At 68.9% G+C, this 24,631-nt stretch carries 28 protein-coding genes; 6 read left to right on the forward strand and 22 right to left on the reverse strand.

Features of this window, described 5'->3' with window-relative positions:
• Nucleotides 1-7: 7 nt before the first annotated feature.
• The 15 genes from rpsS to NF681_18255 all read right to left on the reverse strand — a co-directional run bounded on the left by rpsS (nucleotide 8) and on the right by NF681_18255 (nucleotide 11,881).
• A complete protein-coding gene (gene rpsS / locus NF681_18185; protein UST54170.1) occupies nucleotides 8-286 on the reverse strand; it encodes a 30S ribosomal protein S19 in 279 nt (92 codons plus the stop codon).
• 11 nt (nucleotides 287-297) lie between these two features.
• The gene (rplB, locus tag NF681_18190; protein ID UST54171.1) at nucleotides 298-1,122 is read right to left on the reverse strand and encodes a 50S ribosomal protein L2; all 825 of its coding nucleotides are present in this window, start codon (nucleotides 1,120-1,122) and stop codon (nucleotides 298-300) included.
• Between the two features lie 2 nt (nucleotides 1,123-1,124).
• Nucleotides 1,125-1,463: a 50S ribosomal protein L23 gene (rplW, locus tag NF681_18195; GenBank protein ID UST54172.1), complete on the reverse strand. Its 339-nt coding sequence runs from the start codon at nucleotides 1,461-1,463 to the stop codon at nucleotides 1,125-1,127.
• A complete protein-coding gene (gene rplD / locus NF681_18200) occupies nucleotides 1,460-2,080 on the reverse strand; it encodes a 50S ribosomal protein L4 (protein ID UST54173.1) in 621 nt (206 codons plus the stop codon). Before rplD ends, rplW begins: the two co-directional genes overlap by 4 nt.
• A complete protein-coding gene (gene rplC, locus NF681_18205; GenBank protein UST54174.1) occupies nucleotides 2,080-2,760 on the reverse strand; it encodes a 50S ribosomal protein L3 in 681 nt (226 codons plus the stop codon). Before rplC ends, rplD begins: the two co-directional genes overlap by 1 nt.
• A gap of 232 nt (nucleotides 2,761-2,992) precedes the next feature.
• A complete protein-coding gene (gene rpsJ, locus NF681_18210; protein UST54175.1) occupies nucleotides 2,993-3,307 on the reverse strand; it encodes a 30S ribosomal protein S10 in 315 nt (104 codons plus the stop codon).
• A 23-nt stretch (nucleotides 3,308-3,330) separates the two neighbouring features.
• Entirely contained in the window at nucleotides 3,331-4,521 is a 1,191-nt protein-coding gene (gene tuf / locus NF681_18215) for an elongation factor Tu (GenBank protein ID UST54176.1), read from the reverse strand.
• 147 nt (nucleotides 4,522-4,668) lie between these two features.
• Nucleotides 4,669-6,768, reverse strand: coding sequence for an elongation factor G (fusA, locus tag NF681_18220; protein UST54177.1), 2,100 nt, complete (start codon nucleotides 6,766-6,768; stop codon nucleotides 4,669-4,671).
• An 83-nt stretch (nucleotides 6,769-6,851) separates the two neighbouring features.
• A complete protein-coding gene (rpsG, locus tag NF681_18225; protein ID UST54178.1) occupies nucleotides 6,852-7,325 on the reverse strand; it encodes a 30S ribosomal protein S7 in 474 nt (157 codons plus the stop codon).
• 148 nt (nucleotides 7,326-7,473) lie between these two features.
• Nucleotides 7,474-7,851: a 30S ribosomal protein S12 gene (rpsL, locus tag NF681_18230; GenBank protein ID UST54179.1), complete on the reverse strand. Its 378-nt coding sequence runs from the start codon at nucleotides 7,849-7,851 to the stop codon at nucleotides 7,474-7,476.
• A 152-nt stretch (nucleotides 7,852-8,003) separates the two neighbouring features.
• On the reverse strand, nucleotides 8,004-9,182 hold the full coding sequence (locus NF681_18235; GenBank protein ID UST54180.1) for a D-alanyl-D-alanine carboxypeptidase: 1,179 nt from the start codon (nucleotides 9,180-9,182) through the stop codon (nucleotides 8,004-8,006).
• Nucleotides 9,183-9,208: 26 nt separating this feature from the next.
• Complete coding sequence (locus tag NF681_18240; GenBank protein UST54181.1) at nucleotides 9,209-9,841, reverse strand: alpha/beta hydrolase; 633 nt, start codon at nucleotides 9,839-9,841, stop codon at nucleotides 9,209-9,211.
• Nucleotides 9,842-9,887: 46 nt separating this feature from the next.
• Nucleotides 9,888-10,268, reverse strand: coding sequence for a (2Fe-2S) ferredoxin domain-containing protein (locus NF681_18245; GenBank protein UST54182.1), 381 nt, complete (start codon nucleotides 10,266-10,268; stop codon nucleotides 9,888-9,890).
• 9 nt (nucleotides 10,269-10,277) lie between these two features.
• Nucleotides 10,278-11,393, reverse strand: a complete 1,116-nt coding sequence (locus NF681_18250) for a VanZ family protein (protein UST54183.1) — start codon at nucleotides 11,391-11,393, stop codon at nucleotides 10,278-10,280.
• Nucleotides 11,394-11,452: 59 nt separating this feature from the next.
• A complete protein-coding gene (locus tag NF681_18255; GenBank protein UST54184.1) occupies nucleotides 11,453-11,881 on the reverse strand; it encodes a CopD family protein in 429 nt (142 codons plus the stop codon).
• Between the two features lie 340 nt (nucleotides 11,882-12,221).
• Between NF681_18255 and hemB the strand changes: the two genes are divergently transcribed.
• Genes hemB through NF681_18270 form a run of 3 tightly spaced genes read left to right on the forward strand, consistent with a single transcriptional unit; the run spans nucleotide 12,222 to nucleotide 15,358 of the window.
• On the forward strand, nucleotides 12,222-13,232 hold the full coding sequence (gene hemB / locus NF681_18260) for a porphobilinogen synthase (protein UST54185.1): 1,011 nt from the start codon (nucleotides 12,222-12,224) through the stop codon (nucleotides 13,230-13,232).
• 18 nt (nucleotides 13,233-13,250) lie between these two features.
• Nucleotides 13,251-14,426 carry a magnesium transporter CorA family protein gene (locus tag NF681_18265; GenBank protein ID UST54186.1) on the forward strand — a complete coding sequence of 392 codons (1,176 nt, stop codon included), beginning with the start codon at nucleotides 13,251-13,253 and terminating at the stop codon, nucleotides 14,424-14,426.
• Between the two features lie 23 nt (nucleotides 14,427-14,449).
• On the forward strand, nucleotides 14,450-15,358 hold the full coding sequence (locus NF681_18270; GenBank protein ID UST54187.1) for a LysR family transcriptional regulator: 909 nt from the start codon (nucleotides 14,450-14,452) through the stop codon (nucleotides 15,356-15,358).
• Between the two features lie 93 nt (nucleotides 15,359-15,451).
• On the opposite strand, the gene NF681_18275 is transcribed toward NF681_18270, so the two are convergent.
• The 3 genes from NF681_18275 to NF681_18285 form a co-directional block, all read right to left on the reverse strand.
• On the reverse strand, nucleotides 15,452-15,793 hold the full coding sequence (locus NF681_18275; GenBank protein ID UST54188.1) for an alpha/beta hydrolase: 342 nt from the start codon (nucleotides 15,791-15,793) through the stop codon (nucleotides 15,452-15,454).
• Nucleotides 15,794-15,945: 152 nt separating this feature from the next.
• Nucleotides 15,946-16,629, reverse strand: a complete 684-nt coding sequence (locus NF681_18280; GenBank protein ID UST54189.1) for a dienelactone hydrolase family protein — start codon at nucleotides 16,627-16,629, stop codon at nucleotides 15,946-15,948.
• An 85-nt stretch (nucleotides 16,630-16,714) separates the two neighbouring features.
• Nucleotides 16,715-17,323, reverse strand: coding sequence for a 2-hydroxychromene-2-carboxylate isomerase (locus tag NF681_18285; GenBank protein UST54190.1), 609 nt, complete (start codon nucleotides 17,321-17,323; stop codon nucleotides 16,715-16,717).
• A gap of 101 nt (nucleotides 17,324-17,424) precedes the next feature.
• Here NF681_18285 and NF681_18290 point away from each other — a divergent pair, with 101 nt between their 5' ends.
• Entirely contained in the window at nucleotides 17,425-18,156 is a 732-nt protein-coding gene (locus NF681_18290; protein ID UST55838.1) for an SDR family oxidoreductase, read from the forward strand.
• A gap of 22 nt (nucleotides 18,157-18,178) precedes the next feature.
• Nucleotides 18,179-18,826: an NAAT family transporter gene (locus NF681_18295; protein UST55839.1), complete on the forward strand. Its 648-nt coding sequence runs from the start codon at nucleotides 18,179-18,181 to the stop codon at nucleotides 18,824-18,826.
• A 30-nt stretch (nucleotides 18,827-18,856) separates the two neighbouring features.
• Here NF681_18295 and NF681_18300 read toward each other — a convergent pair whose 3' ends face one another.
• Genes NF681_18300 through NF681_18315 form a run of 4 tightly spaced genes read right to left on the reverse strand, consistent with a single transcriptional unit; the run spans nucleotide 18,857 to nucleotide 22,594 of the window.
• Nucleotides 18,857-19,543 carry a PqiC family protein gene (locus NF681_18300; protein ID UST54191.1) on the reverse strand — a complete coding sequence of 229 codons (687 nt, stop codon included), beginning with the start codon at nucleotides 19,541-19,543 and terminating at the stop codon, nucleotides 18,857-18,859.
• 43 nt (nucleotides 19,544-19,586) lie between these two features.
• Entirely contained in the window at nucleotides 19,587-20,567 is a 981-nt protein-coding gene (locus NF681_18305; protein ID UST54192.1) for an MlaD family protein, read from the reverse strand.
• Between the two features lie 12 nt (nucleotides 20,568-20,579).
• Nucleotides 20,580-21,398, reverse strand: coding sequence for an ATP-binding cassette domain-containing protein (locus NF681_18310; GenBank protein UST54193.1), 819 nt, complete (start codon nucleotides 21,396-21,398; stop codon nucleotides 20,580-20,582).
• Nucleotides 21,395-22,594 carry an ABC transporter permease gene (locus tag NF681_18315; GenBank protein UST54194.1) on the reverse strand — a complete coding sequence of 400 codons (1,200 nt, stop codon included), beginning with the start codon at nucleotides 22,592-22,594 and terminating at the stop codon, nucleotides 21,395-21,397. The genes NF681_18310 and NF681_18315 overlap by 4 nt, the downstream gene beginning before the upstream one ends.
• 204 nt (nucleotides 22,595-22,798) lie before the next feature.
• Here NF681_18315 and NF681_18320 point away from each other — a divergent pair, with 204 nt between their 5' ends.
• On the forward strand, nucleotides 22,799-24,550 hold the full coding sequence (locus NF681_18320) for a GMC family oxidoreductase N-terminal domain-containing protein (protein UST54195.1): 1,752 nt from the start codon (nucleotides 22,799-22,801) through the stop codon (nucleotides 24,548-24,550).
• Nucleotides 24,551-24,631 lie beyond the last annotated feature (81 nt).

A 24,631-nucleotide genomic window follows, 5' to 3' on the forward strand; every position in this document is an offset into this window, starting at 1 on the left:
TCGTTCCTTACTTCTTCTGGACTTTCTTGTCCGCGGGGTGCCCCTTGAACGTGCGCGTGAGCGCAAATTCGCCGAGCTTGTGACCGACCATCTGGTCGGTGATGTACACGGGCACGTGCTGCTTGCCGTTGTGCACGGCAATGGTCAGTCCGATGAACTCGGGCAGGACCATCGAGCGACGCGACCAGGTCTTGATCGGCTTCTTGTCCTTGTTCGTCACGGCCTTGTCGGCCTTGGCCACCAGGTGGTGATCGACGAAAGGACCCTTCTTGAGAGAGCGAGTCATGTGCTATCCCCTTATTTCTTGCGACGCGACACGATGAAGACCTGCGTGCGCTTGTTGTTACGGGTGCGATAGCCCTTGGTGAGGTTGCCCCACGGGTCGACCGGATGACGGCCTTCGCCGGTCTTGCCCTCGCCACCACCGTGCGGGTGGTCGACCGGGTTCATCACCACACCGCGAACGGTCGGACGGATGCCCATGTGACGCTTCACACCGGCCTTGCCCAACTGGCGCAGGCTGTGCTCTTCGTTGGCCACTTCACCGATCGTGGCGCGGCATTCGACGTGGATGCGGCGCACTTCACCCGAGCGCATGCGCACCTGGGCATAGACGCCTTCGCGTGCCAGCAGCGTCGCCGAGGTACCGGCCGAACGAGCGATCTGCGCGCCCTTGCCGGGCTGCAGTTCGATGCAATGGATGGTCGAACCCACGGGGATGTTGCGGATGGGCAGCGTGTTGCCGGCGCGGATCGGGGCTTCCGAACCGCTCAGCAGCGTCGCACCGGCTTCCAGACCGCGCGGGGCGATGATGTAGCGGCGCTCGCCATCGGCGTAGCACACCAGCGCGATGTGCGCGGTGCGGTTCGGGTCGTACTCGATGCGCTCGACCTTGGCCGGGATGCCGTCCTTGTTGCGCACGAAATCGACCACGCGGTAGTGGTGCTTGTGACCACCGCCCCGGTGACGGGTCGTGATGTGGCCATTGTTGTTGCGGCCTGCCTTCTGGAACTGGGGTTCCAGCAGCGCCGCGTGCGGAGCACCCTTGAACAGGTGGTCGCGCGACACCTTCACCGTGCCGCGTTGGCCCGGCGAAGTGGGTTTCAGCTTGATGACAGCCATGATTAAGCGCCTTCCCCGACGAGGTTGAGCTCCTGGCCCGGCTTCAGCGTGACATAGGCCTTGCGAACGTTGTCGCGACGACCCATGGACTTGCCGAAACGCTTGGCCTTGCCCTTGGTGTTGAGCACCGAGACACCCTGGACTTCGACCTTGAACATCAGTTCGACGGCGGCCTTGATCTCGGGCTTGGTGGCGTCCTGCAGCACCTTGAAGGTGACGGCATTGGACTTCTCGCCGACCATCGTGGCCTTTTCGGACACGATCGGCGCGACCAGCACGGCCATCAGACGCCCTTCGGCGAACTGTGAACGGAAGGCCGGCGTAGGATTCATGCGGCTCATGCGAACATCTCCTTGAGCTTGTCGACGGCACCCTTGGTGACGATCACCTTCTTGTAGTGCACCAACGACACCGGATCGGCGTAGCGCGGCTCGACCACCAGAACGTTCACCAGGTTGCGCGAGGCGAGGTACAGGTTCTCGTCGACTTCCTCGGCGATCACGAGCACGGACTCGAGATTGAGCGCCTTGAACTTTGCCGCGAGCGGCTTGGTCTTGGGCGAGTCCACCTTGAAGGAATCGACCACGGCCAGACGGCCTTCGCGAGCGAGCTGCGAGAAGATGGCGGCCATGCCGGCGCGGTACATCTTCTTGTTGATCTTCTGCGCGAAATTCTCGTCGGGCATGTTCGGGAAGATCCGGCCGCCGCCACGCCACAGGGGCGAGGAGGTCATGCCGGCGCGGGCACGGCCCGTTCCCTTTTGCTTGAAAGGCTTCTTGGTCGAGTGATGGACCTGTTCGCGGTCCTTCTGGGCGCGAGTGCCCTGGCGCGCATTCGCCTGGAAGGCGACGACGATCTGGTGGACCAGATCTTCGTTGTAGTCACGACCGAACACGGTTTCGGGAGCGTCGTACTTGGACGCGGCCTGGCCTTGGTCGTTCAGGAGTTCGAGTTCCATTACTTCGCTCCTTCAGCCGCTTGCGGCTTGGCCTTGACAGCGGGGCGAACGGTGACGAAGCCACCCTTCGAACCCGGAATCGCGCCCTTGATCAACAGCAGTTGACGTGCTTCGTCGATGCGGAAGACGTCGAGGTTCTGCGTGGTCACGGTGACGTCGCCGAGGTGGCCCGTCATCCGCTTGCCAGGGAACACACGACCCGGATCCTGCGCCATGCCGATCGAACCCGGCACGTTGTGCGAACGGCTGTTGCCGTGCGACGCGCGCTGCGAGCTCATGTTGTGGCGCTTGATGGTGCCCGCGAATCCCTTGCCGATGGAGGTGCCTTGCACGTCCACCTTCTGACCGACCGCGAACACGCTGCCTGCGGCGATCACGCCACCGGCCTTGTGCTGACCGGCCGTGTCGGCGGTCACGCGGAATTCCTGGATGATTTCACCGGCTTCCACGCCCGCCTTGGCGAGATGGCCAGCCTGCGGCTTGGTCACGCGCGATGCCTTGCGCGAGCCGAACGTCACCTGAAGTGCGTCGTAGCCGTCGGTTTCTTGCGATTTGATCTGGGTCACGCGGTTGTTGGACACATCCACCACCGTGACAGGAACTGCGTCCCCGTCATCGGTGAAGAGACGCATCATCCCCACCTTGCGGCCCAGCAACCCGAGGGAGTTGCTCAGACTCATTTGTTTTCTCCAAAAAATGGAAGACTTGCCTCGCCGCTGCCACTTCAATTGGCGACAGCGTTTGGTGTGCGAGGAAAGGTTGATTTAAGACCCAGCCAGAAAAGCGCCGTGGAGGCGCAAATCGGGCGGAGCCGATGATTATATGCTGCAAGCATGCAGCGGCGCAAGGCAACAAAAAGCCCGCCGGCTTGGAAGCCGGCGGGCGCTGAGGGGCTCCGGACGCCCGGCGCGCTTACTGCAGCTTGATCTCGACGTCGACGCCAGCCGGCAGATCGAGCTTCATCAGCGCGTCGACGGTCTTGTCGGTCGGGTCGACGATGTCCATCAGACGCTGGTGCGTGCGGATCTCGAGCTGGTCGCGCGACGTCTTGTTGACGTGCGGCGAACGCAGGATGTCGAAACGCTTCATGCGCGTCGGCAAAGGCACGGGGCCCTTGACGATGGCGCCGGTGCGCTTGGCGGTGTCGACGATCTCGGCGGCGGATTGATCGATCAGCTTGTAATCGAAGGCCTTGAGACGGATGCGGATCTTTTGCTTGGTTGCCATGATGTGTGTCCTTCGCGATGCGGTCAGGCGAGGATCTTGGCGACGACGCCCGAACCCACGGTGCGGCCACCCTCGCGGATGGCGAAGCGCAGGCCTTCTTCCATGGCGATGGGGTTGATGAGCTTGACGGTGATGCTGACGTTGTCGCCGGGCATGACCATCTCCTTGTCCTGGGGCAGCTCGATCGCGCCGGTCACGTCCGTCGTGCGGAAGTAGAACTGCGGGCGGTAGTTGTTGAAGAACGGCGTGTGACGGCCACCCTCGTCCTTGCTCAGCACGTACACCTCGGCGGTGAAGTGCGTGTGCGGCTTGATCGAGCCGGGCTTGCACAGCACCTGGCCGCGCTCGACTTCTTCGCGCTTCGTGCCGCGCAGCAGCACGCCCACGTTGTCGCCGGCCTGACCCTGGTCGAGCAGCTTGCGGAACATCTCCACGCCCGTGCAGATGGTCTTGACCGTCGGGCGGATGCCCACGATCTCGATTTCCTCGCCCACCTTGATCACGCCGCGCTCCACCGCGCCGGTGACCACCGTGCCACGACCCGAGATCGAGAACACGTCCTCCACCGGCATCAGGAACGTGCCGTCCACGGCGCGCTCGGGCGTCGGGATGTAGGTGTCCAGCGCCTCGGCCAGCTTCATGATGGCCTCCTCGCCCAGCTTGCCCTTGTCGCCTTCCAGGGCGAGCTTGGCCGAGCCGTGGATGATCGGGGTGTCGTCGCCGGGGAAGTCGTACTTGTCCAGCAGCTCGCGCACTTCCATCTCGACGAGCTCGAGCAGCTCGGCATCGTCGACCATGTCGCACTTGTTCAGGAACACGATGATGTAGCCCACGCCCACCTGGCGCGCCAGCAGGATGTGCTCGCGCGTCTGGGGCATCGGGCCGTCGGCCGCCGAGCACACCAGGATCGCACCGTCCATCTGGGCGGCGCCGGTGATCATGTTCTTCACGTAGTCGGCGTGGCCCGGGCAGTCCACGTGCGCGTAGTGACGGTTGGCCGTCTCGTACTCGACGTGCGCGGTGTTGATCGTGATGCCGCGCGCCTTCTCCTCGGGCGCCGCGTCGATCTGGTCGTAGGCCTTGGCCTCACCGCCGAACTTCGCCGACAGCACCGTCGCGATCGCCGCCGTCAGCGTCGTCTTGCCATGGTCCACGTGGCCGATCGTGCCCACGTTCACGTGGGGCTTGGTGCGGGTGAATTTACCTTTTGCCATTTTTCAAATCCTTGGAAAGAGCAGTTCCCGTGTATTGGTTTTACGTCTGCATCCGGTTGCTGATTCACCTCGCACGGGAACAAGGTGGCACCGGATCGCAGACAAAAGGAGAGGTCGCCCGCAGGTGCGAGCGACCTGGGACGAGCCTTACTTGGCGCGCGCGGCGACGATCGCCTCGGCGACGTTGCGCGGCGCTTCGGCGTAGTGCTTGAACTCCATCGTGTACGTGGCGCGGCCTTGCGACATCGAACGCAGCGTGGTGGAGTAGCCGAACATCTCCGACAGCGGCACTTCGGCCTTGATGGCCTTGCCGCCACCGATCATGTCGTCCATGCCCTGCACCATGCCGCGACGGCTGGACAGGTCGCCCATCACGTTACCGGCGTAGTCTTCGGGCGTCTCGACTTCCACGGCCATCATCGGCTCCAGGATCACGGGGCTGGCCTTGCGGGCGCCTTCCTTGAAACCGAAGATCGCGGCCATCTTGAACGCCATTTCGTTCGAGTCCACGTCGTGGTACGAACCGAAGTGCAGCGTGACCTTGACGTCGACCACCGGGTAGCCGGCGAGCACGCCCTGGCCCAGTGCCTCGATCACGCCCTTCTCCACCGCGGGGATGTACTCGCGCGGCACCACGCCGCCCTTGATGGCGTCGACGAACTCGAAGCCCTTGCCCATTTCCTGCGGTTCGAGCTTCAGGATGACGTGGCCGTACTGGCCCTTGCCGCCCGACTGGCGCACGAACTTGCCTTCGGCGTCTTCCACCGTCTTGCGGATGGTTTCGCGATAGGCCACCTGCGGCTTGCCAACGTTGGCTTCCACGCCGAACTCGCGCTTCATGCGATCGACGATGATTTCCAGGTGAAGCTCGCCCATGCCCGAGATGATGGTCTGGCCGGACTCCTCGTCGGTCTTCACGCGGAAGGACGGATCTTCCTGGGCCAAACGCTGCAGCGCGATGCCCATCTTTTCCTGGTCGACCTTGGTCTTGGGCTCGACGGCCTGGGAGATCACCGATTCCGGGAACACCATGCGCTCGAGCGTGACGACCGCAGCCGGATCGCACAGGGTCTCGCCCGTGGTCACTTCCTTCAGGCCCACGCAGGCGGCGATGTCGCCCGCGCGGATCTCGCTGACTTCCTCGCGATTGTTGGCGTGCATCTGCACGATCCGGCCGATGCGCTCCTTCTTGCCGCGCACCGGGTTGTAGACGCTGTCGCCCTTCTTGAGCACGCCGGAGTAGACGCGCACGAAGGTCAGCTGACCGACGAACGGGTCGGTCATCAGCTTGAACGCGAGGGCCGAGAACTTCTCACCGTCGTCGGCCTGGCGAACCACGGGCGCCTCGTCCTCGTCGGTGCCGCCCACGGGCGGAATGTCGGTCGGGGCGGGCATGTATTCGATGACCGCGTCGAGCATGGCCTGCACGCCCTTGTTCTTGAAGGCCGAGCCGCACAGCATCGGCTGGATCTCGCCGGCGATGGTGCGCTGGCGGATGCCGGTCTTGATCTCTGCCTCGGTCAGCGTCTCGCCTTCGAGGTACTTGTTCATCAGCTCTTCGCTGGACTCGGCGGCGGCCTCGACGAGCTTCTCGTGGTATTCGTTGCAGACGTCCACCAGATCGGCCGGGATCTCGCCGTACTGGAAGGTCACGCCCTTGTCCTCGTCCCAGATGATGGCCTTCATCTTCACGAGATCGACGATGCCCTGGAACCGCTCCTCGGCACCGATCGGGATCTGGATCACGACCGGATTGGCCTTCAGGCGGTCGATCATCATCTGGCGCACGCGCAGGAAGTTCGCGCCGGTGCGGTCCATCTTGTTGACGAACGCGAGACGGGGCACCTTGTACTTGTTGGCCTGGCGCCAGACGGTTTCCGACTGGGGCTGCACGCCGCCGACGGCGTCGTAGACCATGACGGCGCCGTCGAGAACGCGCATCGAGCGCTCGACTTCGATGGTGAAGTCGACGTGGCCGGGGGTGTCGATGATGTTGATGCGGTGTTCGGGGAACGTGCCGGCCATGCCCTTCCAGAAACAGGTGGTGGCGGCGGAGGTGATCGTGATGCCACGCTCCTGCTCCTGCTCCATCCAGTCCATGGTGGCCGCGCCATCGTGCACTTCGCCGATCTTGTGGTTCACGCCCGTGTAGAACAGGATGCGCTCGGTCGTCGTGGTCTTGCCGGCGTCGATGTGCGCCGAGATGCCGATGTTGCGGTAGCGCTCGATGGGGGTGTTGCGTGCCATGAAAAATTACTCCATTAACGGATGAAAGCCCGCCCGCCACATGGCAGGTCGGGCTTCCAGCCAGTCTGTTTTAAGACGGTTCTTTAGAAGCGGAAGTGGCTGAAGGCCTTGTTGGCCTCGGCCATGCGATGGACTTCATCGCGCTTCTTCATGGCACCGCCACGGCCTTCCGTGGCTTCCATGAGTTCGTTGGCCAGGCGCATGGCCATCGACTTCTCGCCGCGCTTGCGGGCGGCTTCCTTGATCCAGCGCATCGACAGCGCCAGACGACGGACCGGACGCACCTCGACGGGCACCTGGTAGTTCGCGCCGCCGACGCGGCGCGACTTCACTTCGACCATCGGCTTGACGTTGTTGATCGCCATGGTGAAGGCTTCGACCGGGTCCTTGCCCGGGTTCTTCTTCTCGATCTGCTCCAGCGCGCCATAGATGATGCGCTCGGCCACAGCCTTCTTGCCGCCTTCCATGATCACGTTCATGAATTTGGACAGCTCGATGTTGCCGAACTTCGGGTCCGGCAGGATTTCACGTTTGGGGACTTCGCGACGACGTGGCATGTTACTAACCTCTTTGCTTCAGTTGGCGCCTGATTCGGCACCGCGAGAGACGACATCGATCTCTCACTTACTCGACCCAGGATCGGGTCACTTCGTTCGATGCACCCGCCAAGGCACGCCGAACACCGCTGAATGGAAACGGAAGGACTTAAGCCTTCTTGGGGCGCTTCGCGCCGTACTTGGAACGCGACTGCTTGCGGTCTTTCACGCCTTGCAGGTCGAGCGAACCGCGCACGATGTGGTAGCGCACGCCGGGCAGGTCCTTGACACGACCGCCGCGGACCAGCACCACGCTGTGTTCCTGCAGGTTGTGGCCTTCACCGCCGATGTAGGAGATGACTTCGAAGCCGTTGGTCAGGCGGACCTTGGCGACCTTGCGGAGCGCCGAGTTGGGCTTCTTGGGCGTCGTGGTGTAGACGCGGGTGCAGACACCGCGACGTTGCGGCGAGTTCTGCATGGCAGGGCTCTTCGAGTTGATCTTTTCGACCGTTCGACCCTGACGCACCAGTTGATTGATGGTTGGCATGAATGAATGAATCCCAAAACGATCCCGGCGTCGACCCTCACCGTGACATGAGGAACCGGGAAATGACAAGAACGTGAAACCCTTCGGAATTTTTCCGAAAAGCCCGCGAGTATAGCAGCCGCGCGCGGGCGGCTCGCCTGTTTCGCGTTCCTCTACTTGATCCAGAGGCGGATGGCGTCCCACGCGCGGCCCAGGATGCCGGCCTGTTCGACGGCGTCGAGCGCGACCAGGGGCACCTCGGTGACCGGCTCCTCACCCAGCATCACCTTGAGCGTGCCGACGCTCTGGTTCTTGGCGAACGGCGCGACCAGCGGATCCGGCCGGGCGATCTGGGTCTTGATGCGGGCGGCGGTGCCGGCCGGAACGGCCACGACGATGGCTTCGGGCCGGCCGAGCTTGAGCGTGTCGGCCTTGCCCTTCCACACGGCCGGCGTCGCCGCCGGCTGGCCGGCTTCGAACAGGCGCACGGCGTCGTAGGCGGTGTAGCCCCAGTTCAGGAGCTTCTGCGATTCGTTGGCGCGCGCGTTCTCGCTCGACGTGCCCAGCACGATGGTCAGCAGGCGGCGGCCGCCCGTGCCCAGGTTGGGGAAGTCGCGCTTGGCCGTGACGATCATGCAGTAGCCCGCGGCATCGGTGTGGCCGGTCTTCAGGCCGTCGACCGTCGGGTCGCGGAACAGCAGCAGGTTGCGGTTGGTGTCGTTGGTCGACGGCGTGCCGGGATAGCGGTACTTCTTGATCGCGTAGTAGTGGACGTATTCGGGGAAGTCGCGCATCAGCCGGGTCGCGAGGATGCTCAGGTCGCGCGCCGTGGTCGTGTGGCCGGGGGCCGTGAGGCCTTCGGGGTTCTTGTAGCCCGTGTTCTTCATGCCCAGTACCTTGGCCTGGTCGTTCATGAGTTCCACGAAGCGCTCGACCGAGCCGGCCACGCCCTCGGCCAGCGCCACGGTCGCGTCGTTGCCCGACTGCACGATCAGCCCCTTGATGAGGTCCTCGACCGGCACCTGCATCTTCGGGTCGATGAACATGCGCGAGCCGGGCATCTTCCAGGCCCGCTGGCTCACGGGCAGCGTCTGCGCGAGCGTCAGCTTCTTGGCCTTGAGGGCGTCGAACACCAGATAGGCCGACATCAGCTTGGTCAGCGAAGCGGGCTCGACCGGGCTGTCGATGTCCTTCTGCGCGAGCAGCTGGTTGGCCGTGACGTCCATCAGCAGGTAGCTGCGTGCGGCGACCTCGGGCGGCACGGGCACGGTCTGCGCATGGGCGGCCAGCATGCAGAGGGACGCGGCGACGGCCAGCATCAGCGCGCGCAGCGCGTCGGAAAAACGATTCATGGGGATGCGGGGAGAAACCGGAAAAGCTAGCCCGCGCGGAGATGGCGGGCGACGAGATTCTTGAGGAGCGGCAATTGTCCGTGAAAGAAATGACCGCCCCCGGGGACGACTGTGACAGGAAGTGACTGCGGGCGCGCCCAGTCCATGAGGGCCGACAGCGCGACCGTGTCGTCGGCCTCGCCGTGCACGGCCAGCGTGCGCTCCAGCGCGTCGGCCGGCAGCGGCGGCGGGACCACGCGCGCGACGCTGGCGCCCACCAGCGCGATCTGGCGCACCTCGCGCGCGTCCCACAGCGTCTGCAGGGCGTTGATCGCGACGAAGGCGCCGAAGGAGAAGCCGGCGATGGCCAGCGCGCCGTCCGGCGCGACCTGCGCGACGACGCCACGGTAGTCCTCGGTCTCGCCGCGCCCCTCGTCGTGCGTGCCTGCGCTGGCGCCGACGCCCCGGAAGTTGAAGCGCACCGCCGTCCAGCCGGTGGACACGAAGGCGCGCGCCAGGGTCTGCACGACCTTGTTGTCCATCGTGCCGCCGAACAGCGGATGCGGATGGGCGATGACGGCGACGCCGCGCGAGGGCGTGCCCTCGGGCGGCCGGTCGCGCAGCGCCTCGATGACGCCGGCGGCGCCGTCGAGGCGAAGTTTCTCGGTCTGGGAATTCATGGGCGTCGTCCGTCGCAGCGTGGGGTCCTGGCCGTTGCCGCCGGCTTCACCGGCCCACGTCCGGTGGCAGCACGAGCCGCTCCACGACGCGGCCGTGCTTCAGGTGCGACTCGACGATCTCGTCGATGTCGTCCCCGTCGACGAAGGTGTACCAGACCGCCTCCGGATAGACCACGGCGACCGGGCCGCCCGCGCAGCGGTCCAGGCAACCGGCCTTGTTGACGCGCACCTTGCCCGCGCCCGACAGGCCCGCTTCCTTGACGCGCGACTTGCAGCGGTCGAAACCGTTCTGCGCGTCGTGCAGGGCGCACGAGTCCTCGCCACCCTTGCGCTCGTTCAGGCAGAAGAAGATGTGGCGCTCGTAATAGCCGGGCGCGCCGGGCGTCGGCGCGGTGGCCACGGGGGAAGAGGCGGGAGTGGAAGGCATCGATCGATTCTAGGTTTGGCGCGGACGCCGGGACAGCGCCGCGAGGACGTAGCCCAGCGTCGCGAAGGGCCAGAGCCAGCCGACCCACTGGGCCAGGCCGTGGAAGCGGATGAAGCGCCCCTGCTCCCAGCGGGCCAGCGTTTCGGCGAAGTAGGCGCTCTCGGGCGCCTGGTTGAGCAGGCCCAGGTGCAGCGCCAGGGCCAGCAGCAGCAGGGCCGCGCAGAGTCGGCGCGGGGCACCCAGCAGCGCCGCGCCCGCCAGCGCCGCGGCGGCGATGCCGACCTGCACCGGCGGACTGAGCCAGGCCCAGGCGTGCTCGGGCCCGTAGCTCAGCGCCGCCGACAGCGCGCTCGCGGCGACCCCGGCCGACAGCGTCAGTGCCAGCACGACCGCGCGGCGCGACGCCGAGCGCGTCACCATGAACGCGAGCAGGCACGGCACCAGCGCGCCCAGCATCACGCACAGCAGTTCCACGCCCGGCACCAGTGGCTCCAGCTCGAACTGGCGCACCGGCAGCCAGTCGATGAACGGCGTGTCGAGCAGCCACTCCGCGATCGCCGTCTCCAGCCGCTCGAAGACCTGGCCCAGCCCGAAGGTCACCGCCGCCGGGAACAGCAGCGCGACCGGCCACAGCGCCAGCAGCACCAGCGCACCGCTGGCGTCCGGGACGAACCAGTGCGAGCGCACGCGGCTCCAGCGCGCGACGGCGCCGGCGCGCTCCAGCCCGGCGGCCAGCGCCGCGCCGGCGAAGGTGCCGGCGGCGTTGAGCGCCAGGTCGACGTTGGAGGGAATGCGCACCGGCAGGTAGCTCTGCAGCGTCTCCATGGCGAAGGACACCGCGGCGCCGGCGAGGGTGGCGCGCAGCACCGCCTGCGACACGCCGGCGTGCGGGCGCGTGCGCAGCACCGTCAGCGCGGCGAGGAACCCCATCGGCACGTAGCCCGCGACGTTGATGCCGAAGTCGAAGCCGGTCCAGTACCGGGGCCACGGCGCCGCCAGGTAGGCCCAGGGAGCGATGCCCTGGTCACGCCAGTCCGCGAACGGGTAGAGACTCGCATAGGCGATCAGCGCCGCGTAGGCGAGCGTCAGTGGCAATGCGGCGGAGACGAGGCGCGGCAGCTTCACGCGGGAGGATCCGGGACGGACACGGCGCCGTCCCCGTGAGGGTCAGGACTTCCTTGGCATCAGAACGGCTTGACGACCACCAGCACGACGATGGCCAGCAGCAGCACCACCGGCACCTCGTTGTACCAGCGGAACCAGCGCTCGCTGCGCTGGCTGGTGCCGTTGGAGAAGCGCCGCAGCAGCACGCCGCAGCTGTGGTGATAGCCCACCACCAGCAGCACCAGCGCGAGCTTGGCATGCATCCAGCCGCTGCCCGGCCCGCGCCCGATGCCGTAGACGCCCCACAGCCACAGGCCGAGTCCCAGGGCGGGCACGGCGAGGACGGTCGTGAAGCGCAGCAGCCGGCGCGCCATCAGCAGCAGACGCGCGCGCTCGGCGACGGAGCCGGCGGGCACCTGCGCCAGATTGACGAAGATGCGCGGCAGGTAGAACAGGCCGGCGAACCAGCTGGCGATGAAAACGATGTGAAGCGACTTGATCCAGAGCATCGCGGCAGTTTAGTGGGCCGACGTGACGCTTCCCCGCACCCGTCGACGGCCCCGGCCGATGGGCAAAAAAAAAGCCCGACGCAGACACGTCGGGCTGGGAAGCCCTTTTGCTGTCACACATCAAGGCACCCGCTCAGGGAGGAAAAGCGGGGAGCGGCAAGCCGCCCGGCGCGGAATTTAACAAATACTTCAGGTTCGATCAACCGTGTTTGTAAGCGTTCATCCGTACAGGATGTCGCCACGCTCGCGGCCGTTGGAACTTCCGTAGTGCATTGATGATGCAGCGCGTCCGGGACCCGCGAACGCCGGGGCGGCGATCACATGGGGCACAATTTTCGGCATGACCTTCCATGCCTCCTTTCCCGCCGGGCGTCCCCGGCGCCTGCGCCGCGACGCCTTCACGCGCAACCTCGTGCGCGAGCACGCGCTGACCACGCACGACCTGATCTATCCGGTGTTCGTGCAGGAAGGCGAACGCCGCCGCGACGCCATCGCCTCGATGCCGGGCGTGGCGCGGCTGAGCCTGGACACGCTGCTGCCGGTGGCCGAGGAGTGCGTCGCGCTGGGCATCCCGGTGATGGCGCTGTTTCCGGTCATCGACCCGGCGCTCAAGACCCCGTCGGGCGACGAGGCCTTCAACCCCGACGGCCTGATCCCGCGCGTGGTCGCCGCGCTCAAGCAGCGCTTTCCGGCGCTGGGTGTGCTCACCGACGTCGCCCTCGACCCCTACACCAGCCACGGCCAGGACGGTCTGCTCGACGACGACGGCTACGTGATCAACGACGCCACCGTCGAGGTCCTGGCGCAGCAGGCGCTGGCCCAGGCCGCCGCCGGCGTCGACATCGTGGCGCCGAGCGACATGATGGACGGGCGCATCGGCGCCATCCGCGACGCGCTCGAGGCCAACGGCGACATCCACACGCGGATCATGGCCTACAGCGCCAAGTACGCGAGCGCCTTCTACGGCCCGTTCCGCGATGCCGTGGGCTCGGCCGGCAACCTCGGCAAGAGCAACAAGAAGGTCTACCAGATGGACCCGGGCAACACCGACGAGGCCCTGCGCGAGGTCGCCATCGACATCGCCGAAGGCGCCGACATGGTGATGGTTAAGCCCGGGATGCCCTACCTGGACATCGTGCGCCGCGTGAAGGACGAGTTCCGCGTGCCCACCTTCGCCTATCAGGTCAGCGGCGAGTACGCGATGCTGATGGCGGCGGCGCAGAACGGCTGGCTCGACCGCGAGGCCGTGATGATGGAGAGCCTGCTGGCCTTCAAGCGCGCCGGCGCAGACGGCGTGCTGACGTACTTCGCGCTCGACGCGGCGCGCCTGCTGCGTCGCCAGCAGGCCTGAGCCGACGCGGCGCGCACCGTGCGGATCTTCGAAATCCACGGCGCCCGGGTCGACGAGCATCCGACGCTGGCACCGCTCGCCCGGCCCGGCGCCTGCCAGGGCGGGTACCTGTGGCTGTCGCTCACGCGCTCTGAACTGCGCGCCGAGCTGGCCCGGGTGCAGCCGGTGCTCGAAGCCCTGTGCGGCACGCAGCTGCTCGACCTGCACGTGAGCGACCTGCTCAACGACCAGCTCCCCTCGCATTACGACTACACCTCGCTCTACGACGTGCTGGTGCTGCGCCGGCTGGCGGCCGGGGCGCTGGCGGGCACGGGCACCGACGCGACCGGCGACGCGCCCGCCGCGGCCACCCCGCCGGCGCGTGGCGGCGGCCCGCCCGTGCTGCGGCGCGTGGACACCCGGCCGGTCGGCTTCGCGGTGTTCGATCGCGTGCTGCTGTCGGTGCACCCGGAGGACGGCGCGGTGCGCGACGCCTACGCGCAGAAGCTGCTGGCCGCCGTGCGCGGCAGCGGCAACGGCGTCCGCGAGGGCGCCGTGACGCCGGCGCTCGACGCCCGGGCCGTCAGCACGCGCATTCCCACCAGCCCGGCCGACCTCATGCTGCGCCTGGCCAACCAGATCGTCGACGGCTACCTCGACCTGCGGCGCCAGCTGACCCGGCAGCTCGACCACTGGCAGGCCGAACTCATCGACCCCAAGAGCCGCTTCACCAACTGGAGCGCCCTGATGGACGCGCGCCAGTCGCTGCACCACCTCGACGAGATCTGCGAGGACCAGCGCGCCGCGTTGCAGGACTGGATCGACGCCCTGGAGACCCTGCCCCAGCCCGACTCGCCCGGCGACGCGCGCGAGCGCGAACTGGTGCTGGTGCGCAGCCGCGACGTGCTCGAGCACATCGAGCGCGTCGTCCACCACGTGCGCCGGCTCGAGCAGAACGCCGAGACCGCCGTGCAGATGCACTTCAGCGTCCAGAGCCACCGCACCAATGACATCATGCGGGTGCTCACCGTGCTGACGGCCGTCTTCCTGCCGCTCAACCTGATCGCCGGCATCTTCGGGATGAACTTCGAGTTCATTCCGCTGGTGCACAAGGCCGATGGGTTCTGGATCGCGATGGGGTCGATGGGCGTGACCGCGTTCGGGCTGGTGGCGCTGTTCTGGCGCAAGCGCTACCTGGCGCGCACGGCACGCTGAGCGGCGACGCGCCACCACGCCGCATGGACACGCTCGAACTGCTGAAGACCTTCCGCGACGTCGCCGAACAGGGCAGCTTCTCGCGCGCCGCCACACGCCTGGGCCTGGCCCGGGCGACCGTGAGCAAGTACGTGGCCGAGCTGGAGACGCGCCTGGGCGTGCGGCTGCTCAACCGGTCGACGCGCTCGGTCAGCCTGACCGATGCCGGCGCGCTGCTGCTCGAGCGCAGCGGCCCGGTCATGGAGATGCTGAGCCTGACGCGCGACGAACTCCAGGCGCACGCGAGCCGCCCGACCGGGCGGCTGCGCATCTCGGCGCCGCACGGCATGGGCCAGGGCGACCTGCCGCGCCTGCTGGCCCGCTTCATGGGCCACTACCCGGAGGTGCACCTGAGCCTGCACCTGAGCAACCGCACGGTCGACATGGCCGAGGAGGCGGTGGACCTGGCCCTGCGCTTCGGCCCGGTCGCCGACGAGAACCTGATCGTGCGCAAGCTCCGGCAGGTGCCGCTGGTGGTGTGCGCCTCGCCCCGGTACTGGAAGCAGCACGGCGTGCCGACGCAGCCGGACGACCTGGCGCGGCACGACGCGCTCACCTACTCGCGCCTGGGGCCGAATCCGCACTGGCGCTTCGAGGTCGACGGCCGGCCCGTCGACGTGCCGCTGAGAAGCCGCATGGACGCCACCGAGCTCGCCCCGCTCATCCAGGTGGCGATGCAGGGCTTCGGCGTGCTCTACGTGCCGTCGATGCTGGTGCGCTCGCAGATCGACCACGGCGAACTGGTGGCCGTGTTGCAGGGCCACGCGCGCCGCGACATCTGGCTGTCGGCGGCCTACCTCCAGCGCCGGCACAACAGCGCCGCCCTGCGCGCGCTGCTGGACTTCCTGCAGACCCACCTCGGCGACGCGCCGGCCGCCGCGCGCCCCCGCTGAAAGCACGAAGCCGGACGGCGCAGGGCGCGCCGTCCGGCTTCGTGGACATCCCGTGTCCCGGGACGGGATGCACCCGGTCCGGGAGGGTCTCGATCAGAACACGGAGAAACCGTTGCCGCGACCGGCCGGCACACGGCTGTTCACGAACGACGAGGTCTGCATGTTCTGGTAGGGCGCGTGCGCCGCGGCCACGGCACCGGCACGGACGGCCACGCGGTCCTGGGCCGACGTGCGGGTCGGCACCACGCCGGACATGGCGCTCTGGCGGTAGACGTCCGCGCCATGGGCGGCGGCGATGGCCTGGGCCTGGGTCTCCGAACGCGACACCACGCTGGTGGTCGGAACGTTGGGCACGTAGTCGTAGACGTCCGCGTGTGCGCCGGCGGTGGCGAGCAGGGCGAATGCGGCGGTGGCGATGATCTGGGCGGTCTTCATGTTCGGCTCTCTTCTTTGGGGTTTGTCAGGCTTGCCTCGGATGCCAGCCTGTGCATGGAATTCTGAGCGCGATCGACGTCGCCAACCGCCCCGGAGCGCGACCACGGTGTTCACGAAACACGAACAATCCGCCGCCGCTGCGGCCCCCCCGATCAGCCGACGTGCCGACGGAAGAACGCCAGGGTGCGCTCCCCGGCGAGCGTCGCCGCCTCGGCATCGTGCGAGCCGCGCTGGTCGCAGTTGAAGCCGTGGTCGGCGGCGTAGACGTGCACCTCGACCTCCGGATGCGCCACCTTGAAGGCCTCGACCGTGTCGACGGGAATCCAGTGGTCGCGTTCGCCGAAGTGCGCCAGCACCGGCACCTTCGGCTGGCGCGCCGATTCCTCGGGCGTGGTCATGCCGCCACCGTAGTAGGGCACGGCCGCCGCCAGGCCCGACACCGACGCCGCGGCGCGCCAGGTCAGCAGGCCGCCCCAGCAGAAACCCACGATGCCGACCTTGCCCGCGCGCGCCGCGTAGTCGACGGCCGCCTGCACGTCCTGCAGCACGCCGGGCGCGGGCAGCGCCTCGACGGCCGCCTTCAGGGCGGAGCCGGCCTGCATGTCGTCGCCGGTGTAGCCGAGCTCGACGCCGGGCTTCACGCGGTGGAACGTGGCCGGCGCCACCGCCAGGTAGCCCGCGGCCGCGTAGCCGTCGGCCACCGAGCGGATGTGCGAATTGACGCCGAAGATCTCCTGCAGCACGACGATCGCACCCCGGGGCTGCCCGGCCGGTTCGGCCACGTAGGCGGGGAATCGGTGGCCGTCCTTGGCGTCGAGGTCGATGGATTGGCTCATGGTCTTGGGTCTCCTGGAAGATGGGGAAGGAAGGGCGTCGGAAAGAAGGAAGAGGTGCATGGAAGGAGCCTCCGGGCGCCGGCGTTCAGGCCCGCGCCCGGAGCGCCCGCTCGACGAAGTCGAGCCGGTCCTGGCCCCAGAAGATCTCGCCCTCGACCACGTAGCTCGGCGCGCCGAACACCTTGGCCTCGATGGCCTGGCGGGTGTAGTCGTCGTAGCGCTCCTGCACGGCCTGGCTGTGCGCCTGCTCGGTGCGGCGCGCGTCGAGGCCGCACTCCGCGGCGATGGCCTCGAGCACCGCCGGGTCGCCGATGTTGCGCTCCTGCACCCACACGGCGGCGAAGATCGCCCCGCACAGCGCCATCGCGGCCTCGGTGCCGTCGTGCAGGTCGGCGGCGATGATGAGCCTGGAGGCGTCGTCGCCGGCGACCGGGAAGAACTTGGGCTGCGGGTTGATCGGCAGGTCCAGGTGCCGCGAGAAGCGCGCCATCTCGACCAGGCGGTAGGCCTGGCGCTGCGGCGCGCGCTTGCCCAGCGGCAGCCCGCCCGACACCGGGAACACGGCGCCCAGGTCGACCGGCCGCACGCGCACCTCGGCGCCGGCGCGCCGCGCGATGTCGGCGAAGCGCGCGTGGCCCAGGTAGGTCCAGGGGCTCTGCGGCGTGAAGTAGTAGTCGACGGTGGTGCGTGTCATGCGATCGCTCCTCGGGTGATGTAATCCGGACGGGGTTTTTAACTGACGCGCAGTTTCTGTGCAGGAGGTGGGCTTTGGAGACTTCAGGACCGAAAGTGCTTCTGGTGACCGGCGCGAGCCGCGGGATCGGCGCCGCCACCGCGCGGCTCGCCGCGCGCCGGGGCTGGGCCGTGGCGGTGAACTACGCCAGCAACTCCCTGGCCGCCGACGAGGTCGTGCGCGCCATCCGCGCCGAGGGCGGCACGGCCATCGCGGTGGCGGCGGACGTCGGCGACGAGGCGCAGGTGATGGCCATGTACGAGCGGATCGACGCCAAGCTCGGCCCGCTGGGCGGGCTGGTCAACAACGCCGGCGTGGTCGATCGCACGTCGCGCGTCGACGCCATGGACGTGGCGCGCCTGGAACGCATGCTGCGCATCAACGTCGTGGGCAGCTTCGTCTGCGCGCGCGAGGCGGTGCGGCGCATGAGCACCGCGCACGGCGGCGCGGGCGGCTCGATCGTCAACCTCTCCAGCGTCGCGGCGCGCCTGGGCGCTCCCGGGCAGTACGTCGACTACGCCGCCAGCAAGGGCGCGATCGACACCTTCACCGTCGGCCTGGCCAAGGAGGTGGCCGACGAGGGCATCCGCGTGAACGCCGTGCGTCCCGGCCTCATCGACACCGAGATCCACGCCTCGGGCGGCCTGCCCCGGCGCGCCTTCGACCTGGCGCCCACCGTGCCGATGAAGCGCGTCGGCCGCGCCGAGGAGATCGCCACGGCGATCGTCTGGCTGCTCTCGGACGAGGCGAGCTACACCACGGGCACCCTCCTCGACGTGACCGGAGGCCGCTGAGGACGCGCCGTCGATGGCCACCATGGACCTCATCAAGCCGCTGATCACGCTGCTGGCGATCGTCAATCCGCTGGCCATCGTGCCGTTCTTCATCCACTACACGCAGGGCTACACCGAGCGCCAGCGACGGCGCACGGCGTGGGTGTCGGCGTTCAGCGCCTTCATGGTGATCGCGGTGAGCGCGCTGCTGGGGCTGCAGCTGCTGGGCTTCTTCGGCATCACCATCGCGAGCTTCCAGGTCGGCGGCGGCATGCTGCTGCTCATCAGCTCGCTCAACATGCTCAACGCCCAGCCGGCCGAGGCCAAGACCAGCAAGGAGGAGATCCGCGCGACCGAGGTGAAGGCCTCGCTGGGCGCCTCGATCGCGGTGGTGCCCCTGACCATTCCGCTGCTGACCGGCCCGGCCACGATGTCCACCGTGGTCATCTACGCCGAGAAGACGCAGCACGTCTGGCAGCTGGCGACGCTGGTGGGCTACGGCGTGGTGATCGGGCTGGCCACCGGCGTGGCGTTCTCGCTGGCGGTGCCCATCGCGCGCGTGCTGGGCAAGACCGGCATCAACGTGATGACGCGGCTGATGGGTCTGATCCTCGCCGCCCTGGCCGTCGAGGTCATGGCCGACGGACTGGGCAAGCTGTTCCCGATCCTGGGGCGCTCGACGGCGGGCTGAGGCGTCCGGCGCCGGCGCCGGGCGGGCGGCTCAGCGCGTGGCGTCGACCCACGCGACCAGCTCGGCGATCGCCGCATCGCTCGCCGCGGCCAGGGCCCTGACACCGCCGGGGGCGTCGGCGCTGGGCGCCGGACGCCGCGCCGCGAACGCGCGCTGCGCCAGCACGCGCTCGCCGGCGGGCGTGCTCTGGACCAGCGTGGCGCGCAGGCGCACCAGGCCCGAACTGGCCGAGGGCGCCTCGAAGTAATGGGTGAACTCCTCCAGCGACACGCGCAGCGTGTTCGGGCGCTGGCCCTGGGTGCGCGCGAGCGTGGCGCTCTCGCCGGTGGTGAGCACGGTGCGGTTGCCCGCCAGCGCGTCGCGCAGGCGGTGCTGCACCAGCTGCACCGGCGTCACGCTCCAGCGCGCCTGGGCATAGGGACGCAGCTCGTTGGCATCGGCATAGCCCAGGCGGTAGAGCACCTGGGTGCTCTCCAGGCGCGTGGTGGATTCGATCTCCGCCAGCGCCAGGGCCGGCTGGGCGGCGGCCGGGGCCGGGCCGGGCGCCACCGCATCCGGCGACGGGCCGACCGGGCCGGGGCCGAAGTCGTAGAGCACGGCGCGCGCCGGCCGGTCGGGCAGCGCGCCGCAACCGGACAGCGCCAGCAGCGCCGCCAGGCCCAGCGCGGCGGCGGCCGGGGCGGAGAACGGGATGCGGGACGGGGCGGAGCGTGTCATGGTGGTCGTCGCCTCGGTGGGGCTGGGTGCTTGGAAAAAGGGCTCAGGGCCGCGCGGCCGCCGGCGCGGCGAAGCCCGGCTCGCCCGGTCCCGCCGCCGTGCCGCCATTGCCGAACAGCAGCGACTGCGGGTTGTCGTTGATGCCGTCGGCCGCGCGGCCCAGGCGGCGCACGGCGCGCGAGGTGTCCTCGGCGACGCGGTTGAGGCGCGGCAGGGTCGCGTTGTTGAACGAGTCGACCGCCTGCGCCAGGCCCTGCGTGCCGGTACCCAGCCGGTCGAGCGGGCCGTCGGCGGCGGTGATGCGCCCGACCGTGGCGTTGAGGTTGTTGGCCACGCGCGAGATGTCGCCGGCGGCCGTGCGCACCGTGCCCATCGTGTCGCCGGCGCGCGCCATGAGCGGCGGCAGCGCGGCGAGCGCGGGCTGCACGCCGGTCTTCATCGTCGTGTCGAGCTGCTTCGTGAGCTGGGCGACGCTGGCGGTGGACTGCGCGACGTTCTCCAGCGCGTCGGCGATGCGCTTCTGGTTGTCGTCGCCCATCAGCGTGTTGGCGCGCCGGGTGACCTGCTCGACCTGGTCGAGGATGGCCTGGCCACGGTCCTGGAGCTGCGCCATCATCGACTGGCGCAGCGGCAGGCGCGGCGGGTCGGCCTCGTCGGGCACCAGCGCGACCTGCGATTCGCCCTTGTCGTCCAGCGCGATGAAGGCCAGTCCCGTGACGCCCTGGTAGCTCAGGGTGGCGAAGCTCGACCGCGTGAGCGGCACGCGGCGGTCGACCGTCAGGCGCACGCGCACGTTGCCGCGCACCTTGGGGTCGAAGTCGATCGACGTCACCTTGCCCACGCCGATGCCGCGGAAGCGCACCATCGCCTGCGGCTGCAGGCCGCTGACGGCGTCGCGCGTGGACAGCTCGTAGGTGTCGCGCACGGTGTCGTCGCGCGTGAGCCAGACCACCAGCGCGACCAGCACGGCGAGCAGCCCGAGCACGAAGGCACCGGCGGCGAGGGCGTGGGCCTTGTTTTCCATGACGTCGATTCCTTAGCTGTGGGCGGCGCCGGGGGGCGCCTCGTGCAGGGCTTCCAGCGCGCGCCGGCCGCGGCCGCCGAGGAAGTACTCGCGGATGAACGGGTGCGGATGCGCGATCACCTCGCGCGGCCGGCCCGCGACGATCACGCGCCGGTCGGCCAGCACGGCGATGCGCGTGCTCAGGTCGAACAGGGTGTCGAGGTCGTGCGTGACCATCACCACCGTGAGGCCGAGCTCGCGGTGCAGGCCGCGCAACAGGTCGCAGAAGCCGTCGGAACTCTCCGGGTCGAGCCCGGCGGTGGGCTCGTCGAGCAGCAGCAGCGGCGGGTCCATGATGAGCGCGCGCGCCAGCGCCACGCGCTTGATCATGCCGCCCGAGAGGTCCGAGGGCCGCTTGCCGGCGTGCTCCGGGCCGAGGCCCACCATCTGCAGCTTGACCAGCGCGGCGTCGCGGATGAGCGCGTCGGGCAGCAGGCGCAGTTCGCGCAGGGGGAAGGCGATGTTCTCCAGCACGCTGAAGGCCGAGAACAGCGCGCCGCGCTGGAACAGCATGCCGACCTTCGCCGCCCCGCCCGCGCCGTGCTGGCCGGGCTTCTGACCGAGCACGCGCACCTCGCCGCGCGCCGGGTGCTCCAGCCCCAGGATCTGGCGCAGCAGCACCGTCTTGCCGGTGCCCGAACCGCCCACCAGCGACAGCACCTCGCCGCGGCGGATGTCCAGGTCCAGGTCCTGGTGCACCACCTGCTCGTCGCCGTCGGGGGACTCGAAGACCGTCCACAGCCGGCGGATCTCGACCAGGTGCGGCGCGTCGGGCGTCGGCGTGTCGGTCATCGGAATCCCGTGCCCCGGAACAGCACCGCGAACAATGCGTCGATCAGGATCACGACGGTGATGGAGGTCACGACCGAGGACGTGGTGCGGCGCCCCAGGCTCTCGGTGTTGGGCTGCACGCGCATGCCGAAGTGGCAGGCCACCAGCGCGATCATGATGCCGAAGACCGCCGACTTCGCCAGCGCCAGCCACAGGTTGGTCATGGCCACGGCGCGCGGCAGCGCCTGCAGGAAGAACGCCGGCGAGATCCCCAGCGACAGGTCGGCCACGATCATGCCGCCGAACAGCGCCGCCATCGAGGTCCACAGGCTGATCAGCGGCATCGCGACGGCCAGGGCCAGCACGCGTGGCATCACCAGGCGGAAGCCGTGCGGGATGCCCATCACGCGCATGGCGTCGAGTTCCTCGGTCACGCGCATGACGCCGATCTGCGCCGTGATGGCCGAGCCCGAGCGCCCGGCCACCAGCACGGCGGCGAGCACCGGCCCCAGCTCGCGCACCAGCGCCAGGCCGAGGATGTTGACGATGAAGGTCTCGGCGCCGTACTGGCGCAGCTGCTGCGAGGTCAGGTAGGCCAGCACGACGCCGATCAGCAGCCCCACCAGCGCCGTGATCGGCAGCGCCGTGGCACCGAACTGGTAGAGCTGGCCGGAGATGTCGCGCCAGGGTCCGCGATGGGGCGCGCGGACCAGCGTGCCGATGTCGAGCGCGAACTGGCCGATCAGCCGCACGAAGTCGCGCACGACGATCGCCAGCCGCGTGCCGGTGTGCGCGAACGACTTCAGGCGCTCGGCCGTCGTCGGCGGCACCTCGGGCGGCAGGCTGCAGGTGAACTGCGCGCACTGGTCGAGCACGGCCTTGTGCGGCGCGTCCATGGCCAGGCGCGGCGGCCAGGCCTGTCCCCAGTGGTTCCACAGCAGCTGCGCGCCGATGTGGTCGAGCCGTTCGATGCCGCGCAGGTCCCAGCCCCGGCCGTCCCGGGCGGGCACGCGCTGCAAGGCGCCCGACAGCGCGGTCCAGGTCGCGCGCGAGGACAGCGCCGCCGCCGTCCAGCGGCCGCTGGCCATCGCCCAGGCGACGCCGTCGACGTCGCGCGATCCGACCGTCGGCACGGCGGCCGGCGGCGCACCGGGCGCGTCGGACGGACCGGAGGCGCCGGTGTCGGGCGCGTCGGCGAGCGGCGGTGCGGGTGGCATGGCGCGTGGCATCGGTCGGTTAACGAAAGCGTTCATCCTAACGCCCGACCCGGCGGCCGGGCCGCGCCGGATCCCCGGCCTCGCGGCGTCGGCCTGACGCCTGCACGACATCGCCCGGCCACCCCGGTGCTACCCTCGCCGCAACCACAAGGCCGCCGACCGTCGAAGAACGGCGGGACGCGCCATCCGAGCGGAGACAACGCGTTGAACGACACCACGACCTTCGACTACCTCGTCATCGGCGGCGGCACCGCCGGCGCGCTGATGGCCAACCGCCTGACCCAGGACGGCCGCCACCGCGTGCTGCTCCTGGAGGCGGGGCGGCGCGACGACTACCACTGGATCCACATCCCGGTGGGCTACCTCTACTGCATCGGCAACCCGCGCACCGACTGGCTCTACAGCACCGAGGCCGACGCCGGGCTGAACGGTCGCGTGCTGCGTTATCCGCGTGGCAAGACGCTGGGCGGCTGTTCCAGCATCAACGGGATGATCTACATGCGCGGCCAGGCGCGCGACTACGACGGCTGGGCCAGGCTCACCGGCGACGACGCCTGGCGCTGGGACCAGGTCCTGCAGGCCTTCAAGCGGCACGAGGACCACTACCTCGGCGATCCGGCCGCCGTCGCGGCGGCGGGAGCGCGCGGCCCCGACCCCGACTTCGCCACCTTCCACGCCACGGGCGGCGAATGGCGGGTGGAGAAGCAGCGCCTGCGCTGGGACATCCTGGACGCGTTCGCGCTCGCCGCGCAGGAAGCGGGCATTCCGCATTCGAGCGACTTCAACCGCGGCGACAACGAGGGCGTGGGCTACTTCCAGGTCAACCAGAAGGACGGCTGGCGCTGGAACACCGCCAAGGCCTTCCTGCGGCCGACCTGCGCCAAGCGCGCCAACTTCACGATGTGGACCGGCGCCCAGGTCGCCCGGCTGGTCGTCGAGACCCTGCCCGACGGTCGCCTGCGCTGCGCCGGCGCGGAGGTCTGGAACGGCCGCGAGACGGTCACGGTGCGCGCCGCGCGCGAGGTGGTGCTGTGCGCGGGCAGCATCGGCTCGCCGCAGATCCTGCAGCTCTCGGGCATCGGTCCCGCCGCGCTGCTGCGCGACCACGGCATCGACGTCGTGGCCGATCTCCCCGGCGTCGGCGCCAACCTGCAGGACCACCTGCAGATCCGCGCCGTCTACAAGATCTCCGACGCACCCACCCTCAACGTCCTGGCCTCCACGCTCTACGGCAAGGCGAAGATCGGCCTCGAATACCTGCTCAAGCGCAGCGGCCCGATGAGCATGGCGCCCTCGCAGCTGGGCGCCTTCACGCGCAGTTCGCCCGATCGCCCGTGGTCCAACCTGCAGTACCACGTGCAGCCGCTCTCGCTCGACGCCTTCGGCGAGCCGCTGCACCGCTTCCCGGCCTTCACCGCGAGCGTGTGCAACCTCAACCCGACCAGCCGCGGCACCGTGCGCATCCGCAGCCCGCGCTTCGCCGACGCGCCGGCCATCGCGCCCAACTACCTCAGCACCGACGAGGACCGGCAGGTCGCCGCCGACTCGCTGCGGGTCACGCGCCGCATCGCCGCCCAGCCCGCGCTGGCCAAGTACCGCCCCGAGGAATGGAAACCCGGCGTGCAGTACCAGAGCGACACGGACCTGGCCCGGCTCGCGGGCGACATCGCCACCACCATCTTCCACCCGGTGGGCACCACGAAGATGGGCGCCGATGGCGATCCGATGGCGGTGCTGGATTCGCGCCTGCGCGTGCGCGACGGCCGGGGCGGCCGGATCGCCGGCCTGCGCGTGGTCGACGCCGGTGCGATGCCCACCATCACCAGCGGCAACACCAACAGCCCGACGCTGATGATGGCCGAGCAGGCCGCCGCCTGGATACGGGCCGACGCCGCGACGCAGGCCCCTTTCGATGTACAGACATCCACTAAAACCAAAGCTTTCGCCAGCGGGTAATTCCTGATGCACTGCCACGGTGCATGCCTTTAAAGTCCTGCCACTCGCAATCGGGCCTCCCCCGTCGCGCGAGGGTTCCGA

It is taken from the genome of Comamonadaceae bacterium OTU4NAUVB1 (genome assembly GCA_024372625.1).
GTDB lineage: Bacteria > Pseudomonadota > Gammaproteobacteria > Burkholderiales > Burkholderiaceae_C > Variovorax.

Excerpts from the sequence above, each read along its gene's own strand:
- rpsS (UST54170.1), bottom strand. The coding sequence starts at position 286 with ATGACTCGCTCTCTCAAGAAGGGTCCTTTCGTCGATCACCACCTGGTG.
- rplB (UST54171.1), bottom strand. The coding sequence starts at position 1,122 with ATGGCTGTCATCAAGCTGAAACCCACTTCGCCGGGCCAACGCGGCACG.
- rplW (UST54172.1), bottom strand. The coding sequence starts at position 1,463 with ATGAGCCGCATGAATCCTACGCCGGCCTTCCGTTCACAGTTCGCCGAA.
- rplD (UST54173.1), bottom strand. The coding sequence starts at position 2,080 with ATGGAACTCGAACTCCTGAACGACCAAGGCCAGGCCGCGTCCAAGTAC.
- rplC (UST54174.1), bottom strand. The coding sequence starts at position 2,760 with ATGAGTCTGAGCAACTCCCTCGGGTTGCTGGGCCGCAAGGTGGGGATG.
- rpsJ (UST54175.1), bottom strand. The coding sequence starts at position 3,307 with ATGGCAACCAAGCAAAAGATCCGCATCCGTCTCAAGGCCTTCGATTAC.
- tuf (UST54176.1), bottom strand. The coding sequence starts at position 4,521 with ATGGCAAAAGGTAAATTCACCCGCACCAAGCCCCACGTGAACGTGGGC.
- fusA (UST54177.1), bottom strand. The coding sequence starts at position 6,768 with ATGGCACGCAACACCCCCATCGAGCGCTACCGCAACATCGGCATCTCG.
- rpsG (UST54178.1), bottom strand. The coding sequence starts at position 7,325 with ATGCCACGTCGTCGCGAAGTCCCCAAACGTGAAATCCTGCCGGACCCG.
- rpsL (UST54179.1), bottom strand. The coding sequence starts at position 7,851 with ATGCCAACCATCAATCAACTGGTGCGTCAGGGTCGAACGGTCGAAAAG.
- NF681_18235 (UST54180.1), bottom strand. The coding sequence starts at position 9,182 with ATGAATCGTTTTTCCGACGCGCTGCGCGCGCTGATGCTGGCCGTCGCC.
- NF681_18240 (UST54181.1), bottom strand. The coding sequence starts at position 9,841 with ATGAATTCCCAGACCGAGAAACTTCGCCTCGACGGCGCCGCCGGCGTC.
- NF681_18245 (UST54182.1), bottom strand. The coding sequence starts at position 10,268 with ATGCCTTCCACTCCCGCCTCTTCCCCCGTGGCCACCGCGCCGACGCCC.
- NF681_18255 (UST54184.1), bottom strand. The coding sequence starts at position 11,881 with ATGCTCTGGATCAAGTCGCTTCACATCGTTTTCATCGCCAGCTGGTTC.
- hemB (UST54185.1), top strand. The coding sequence starts at position 12,222 with ATGACCTTCCATGCCTCCTTTCCCGCCGGGCGTCCCCGGCGCCTGCGC.
- NF681_18270 (UST54187.1), top strand. The coding sequence starts at position 14,450 with ATGGACACGCTCGAACTGCTGAAGACCTTCCGCGACGTCGCCGAACAG.
- NF681_18275 (UST54188.1), bottom strand. The coding sequence starts at position 15,793 with ATGAAGACCGCCCAGATCATCGCCACCGCCGCATTCGCCCTGCTCGCC.
- NF681_18280 (UST54189.1), bottom strand. The coding sequence starts at position 16,629 with ATGAGCCAATCCATCGACCTCGACGCCAAGGACGGCCACCGATTCCCC.
- NF681_18285 (UST54190.1), bottom strand. The coding sequence starts at position 17,323 with ATGACACGCACCACCGTCGACTACTACTTCACGCCGCAGAGCCCCTGG.
- NF681_18295 (UST55839.1), top strand. The coding sequence starts at position 18,179 with ATGGACCTCATCAAGCCGCTGATCACGCTGCTGGCGATCGTCAATCCG.
- NF681_18300 (UST54191.1), bottom strand. The coding sequence starts at position 19,543 with ATGACACGCTCCGCCCCGTCCCGCATCCCGTTCTCCGCCCCGGCCGCC.
- NF681_18305 (UST54192.1), bottom strand. The coding sequence starts at position 20,567 with ATGGAAAACAAGGCCCACGCCCTCGCCGCCGGTGCCTTCGTGCTCGGG.
- NF681_18310 (UST54193.1), bottom strand. The coding sequence starts at position 21,398 with ATGACCGACACGCCGACGCCCGACGCGCCGCACCTGGTCGAGATCCGC.
- NF681_18315 (UST54194.1), bottom strand. The coding sequence starts at position 22,594 with ATGCCACCCGCACCGCCGCTCGCCGACGCGCCCGACACCGGCGCCTCC.